This window comes from Mesorhizobium sp. M7A.F.Ca.CA.003.01.2.1 (assembly GCF_003998945.1).
Taxonomy (GTDB): Bacteria; Pseudomonadota; Alphaproteobacteria; order Rhizobiales; family Rhizobiaceae; genus Mesorhizobium; species Mesorhizobium ciceri.
The window spans coordinates 1-3,303 of sequence record NZ_RZRA01000656.1 but is presented as its reverse complement, the minus strand read 5'-3'; the positions used below and the strand labels follow the sequence as shown (position 1 = coordinate 3,303).

Here is a 3,303-nt window from a genome sequence, read left to right as displayed (position 1 = left end):
GGCATATGAAGCGCTTCGACCCGGCGCTGGAGGCCGCGCACGACTTCGTCCGCGACGAGATCGGCGAGGTGCTGGCGCTGAAGGCCTGGTACTGCGATTCCACCCATCGCTACACCAACACCGATGCCATTCAGCCGCTGCCGGTCACCAGCAAGCTGGCGAAGAAGCCGACCGGCAATCCCAAGGCTGATCTCAGGCAATATTTCATGCTGGCGCACGGCTCGCATCTCGTCGATACGGCGCGTTTCCTGTGCGGCGATATCGTTGCCGTGCGCGCCCGCCTCAATGAGAAATTCGGCGCCTATTGCTGGTTCGTCGAGACCGAGTTCGCCAGCGGCGCGCTCGGGCATCTCGACCTGACCGTTGCCGTGCGCATGGACTGGCACGAAGGTTTTCAGCTCTATGGCGAGAACGGCTCCGTCATCGCGAAAACCTTCAACCCCTGGTACTTCCGCGCCAGCGAGGTCGAGATATTTCACGAGAAGACCGCCACCGCCCACAAGCCGCTCGGCGCCGACGGCCACTTCTTCCGCCGCCAACTGGAAGGCCTAGCGGATACAGTCCTGAACGGCACGCCGATGCGCGGCGCCAATGTCGAGGACGGTATCGCCTCGATCCGCGCCATGGTCGCCATCGCGCGTTCGGTCGAGACAGGTGAACGGGTCGAACTCGCCTCGGTTTCGGGAGCGGTCTGATGCGTCTCGGCATTTTCGCCAAGACATTTGCCGGCACAGAGCCGGCTGCCGTGCTGACGGCGGTTAAGCAGGCTGGCTATGAGACGACGCAGTTCAATCTCGCCTGCGCCGGCCTGCCGTCGATGCCGGATGTCGTGCCGGCAGATGCCATCGCTTCCGTCCGTGCCGCAGTGCGATCGTCAGGCGTTTCGCTGGCCGCGCTGTCGGGCACCTACAACATGGCGCATCCCGACAAGGCTGTGCGCGACGATGGTCTTCGCCGTCTTGCCGTCGTCATCGAGGCGGCGGCGGCCCTCGGTATTCCGCTGGTCACGCTCTGCACCGGCTCGCGCAATGCCGCCGATCAATGGGCGTATCATCCCGACAATAGCACGCCGGCCGCTTGGTCCGACATGGCCGCCGAGATGGAGAAAGCGCTGGCGCTTGCCGAAGACGCCGGCGTCGATCTCGGCATCGAGCCCGAGCAGGCCAACATCGTTACCTCGGCCAGGGACGCGACCAGGCTGATCGCCGAAATGGGATCGAAGCATCTGAAGATCGTGCTCGATCCGGCGAACCTGTTCGAGCACGCGACGCCACACGAAGCGCGCGCCATCGTCGCCGCCGCGATCGACGAGGCTGCCGGCCATATCGCCATGGCGCACGCCAAGGATCGCTCTGGTGACGGCCGCTTTGCCACCGCCGGACAAGGCATCGTCGATTTTCCGCATTTTGTTTCACGGCTGAAGGCAGCGGGCTTCGACGGATCGCTCGTCACCCACGGGCTGTCCGCCGATGAAGCCCCCGGCGTCGCAGCCTTTCTGCGGGGACTCCTCTGATGGGCGCCGCGCCGGCGATCCTGCTTCGCGACGATGCATCGCTTCGTGTCTTCGACACGGGGCAGGGCAGGCCTCCCGTCGTCTTCCAGCACGGCCTCGGCGGTGATGCGGCACAAGTAGCGCAGAACTTTCCCGATGGTCCTTCATACCGCCGACTGACCGTCGAATGTCGCGCTCAGGGCGGCTCCGGCGCCGGCAGCAAGCGTCCTTTTTCGATCGAGATGTTCGCCGACGACGTGTTGGCTGCCGCCGATGCCGCCGGCCTCGACCGTTTCGTCGCCGGCGGCATCTCGATGGGCGCGGCAATCGCCTTGCGGCTTGCGGCCCGGCACCCGGATAGGGTCACAGGTCTCGTGCTTGTTCGCCCTGCCTGGGCTTTCGACGCGGCATCGCAAAACATGCGCCCTTACGTGGAAGTGGCGGAGCTCATCCGCGGCCGTCCGCTGGATGACGCGCGCGATGCGTTTGCGGCCTCCGCCACGGCGGCTCGCTTTCGCATCGAGGCGCCGGACAATCTTGCTTCCCTGCTCGGCTTTTTCGCGCGCGCCAATGCGAATGTTTTCGCCGAGGTGATGCGAGCGATCGCAAACGATGGGCCCGGCGTGACGCGGGCAGCGGCCGCCGGCCTCGCGCTCCCGACACTCGTCATCGGCAGCGGCATCGATCTCGTCCATCCGCTGGCCACCGCGCGCAGCCTTGCAGACACCATCCCCAATGCCGCCTTTGTCGAGGTGACGCCGAAGGCCACCGACAAGGAGCGCCATTTCGCCGAAATCCGCGCCGCCATCGGCAGCTTTCTCAACACAAATTTTGACAAGCAGGACCAATCATGATCTCGAAATCTCTCTCCGGCCCGGCCGCCATCGCCGAACTGCCACGCGATCGCATGATCGCCGAATTCTCGCTCTGGTCTGCCAATCTTGCCAATTTCGAGAACGACTTGAAGCGCATCGAACCCTATGTCGATCTTCATCATATCGATGTGGCGGACGGTCATTTCGCCCCGTCCTTCCTGTTCTTCCCCGACCTCGTTGCCCGCATCGCCGGGCTGACGGCCAAGCCCATCCATGTCCACCTGATGGTCGATGAAGCAATCGTCGAGGCGCAGACGCGCCAGTTCATCGAAGCCGGCGCCGACATGATCAGCGTCCATGCCGAGAATGGCGAAGCGGGATTGCGCGCCGTGCGGCTGGCGCGGGAGCTCGGCGCCGAGGCGGGCGTCGTGCTCAGGCTGGAGACGCCTGTGGAAGCGGTGACGGCCTTCGTCCCGGAAGTCGCCTTCGTAACGCTTCTTGGAACCGCAATCGGCGTCAAGGGACAGAGCCTGTCGGACAAGGCCTGCGACAGGCTGGGCGCTACCCGCGCCATCCTGAGAAAGGCCGGCCGCGAGGCGCAAGTGGTTCTGGCGGCCGACGGCGGCATCCGCCACGAGACCGTGCCGTTGCTGCGTGCCGCCGGGGCCGAAACCGTGGTTCTCGGTTCGCTCGCCTTCGGTGACAAGGACCTCGCCGGCCGCATCGGCTGGCTGCACGGCTTGAAGGTCGCGGCATGACAACGGAAGCCGCCCTTGCGATCGATCTTGGCGGGACGGAGCTTCGCGCCGCCCTGGTCGACCGTGAGGGCAAGATCCTGGCATTCGCAGCGGTGCCGACGCAGGCGCAGGCCGGTCCAGACGTGGTGATCGGCCAGATCGAGGCGCTGGCGGCGACCGTCCATGCCGAAGCCCCGGCACTGTCGGTCGTCGGCGTCGGTGTCGGTGCGCCGGGACCGCTTGATCCGCTGGCCGGCAT

At 65.6% G+C, this 3,303-nt stretch carries 5 protein-coding genes; all 5 read left to right on the top strand.

Going from position 1 to position 3,303, the window contains the following annotated elements:
- Positions 1–695: Gfo/Idh/MocA family oxidoreductase (locus EN969_RS23125; RefSeq protein WP_164758433.1), on the top strand; the 695-nt coding region annotated here is incomplete at its 5' end.
- A complete protein-coding gene (locus EN969_RS23120) occupies positions 695–1,513 on the top strand; it encodes a sugar phosphate isomerase/epimerase (protein ID WP_063167592.1) in 819 nt (272 codons plus the stop codon). The genes EN969_RS23125 and EN969_RS23120, both read left to right, overlap by 1 nt.
- On the top strand, positions 1,513–2,346 hold the full coding sequence (locus EN969_RS23115) for an alpha/beta hydrolase (RefSeq protein ID WP_063167593.1): 834 nt from the start codon (positions 1,513–1,515) through the stop codon (positions 2,344–2,346). Before EN969_RS23120 ends, EN969_RS23115 begins: the two co-directional genes overlap by 1 nt.
- A complete protein-coding gene (locus EN969_RS23110) occupies positions 2,343–3,065 on the top strand; it encodes a ribulose-phosphate 3-epimerase (protein WP_013532941.1) in 723 nt (240 codons plus the stop codon). Before EN969_RS23115 ends, EN969_RS23110 begins: the two co-directional genes overlap by 4 nt.
- Positions 3,062–3,303 (top strand): ROK family protein (locus EN969_RS23105; RefSeq protein WP_127419422.1); only part of this gene is annotated, 242 nt, incomplete at its 3' end. The genes EN969_RS23110 and EN969_RS23105, both read left to right, overlap by 4 nt.

What these genes read in the sequence shown, in the direction of transcription:
- EN969_RS23110 (WP_013532941.1), top strand. Translation starts at nt 2,343, where the DNA reads ATGATCTCGAAATCTCTCTCCGGCCCGGCCGCCATCGCCGAACTGCCA.
- EN969_RS23120 (WP_063167592.1), top strand. Translation starts at nt 695, where the DNA reads ATGCGTCTCGGCATTTTCGCCAAGACATTTGCCGGCACAGAGCCGGCT.
- EN969_RS23115 (WP_063167593.1), top strand. Translation starts at nt 1,513, where the DNA reads ATGGGCGCCGCGCCGGCGATCCTGCTTCGCGACGATGCATCGCTTCGT.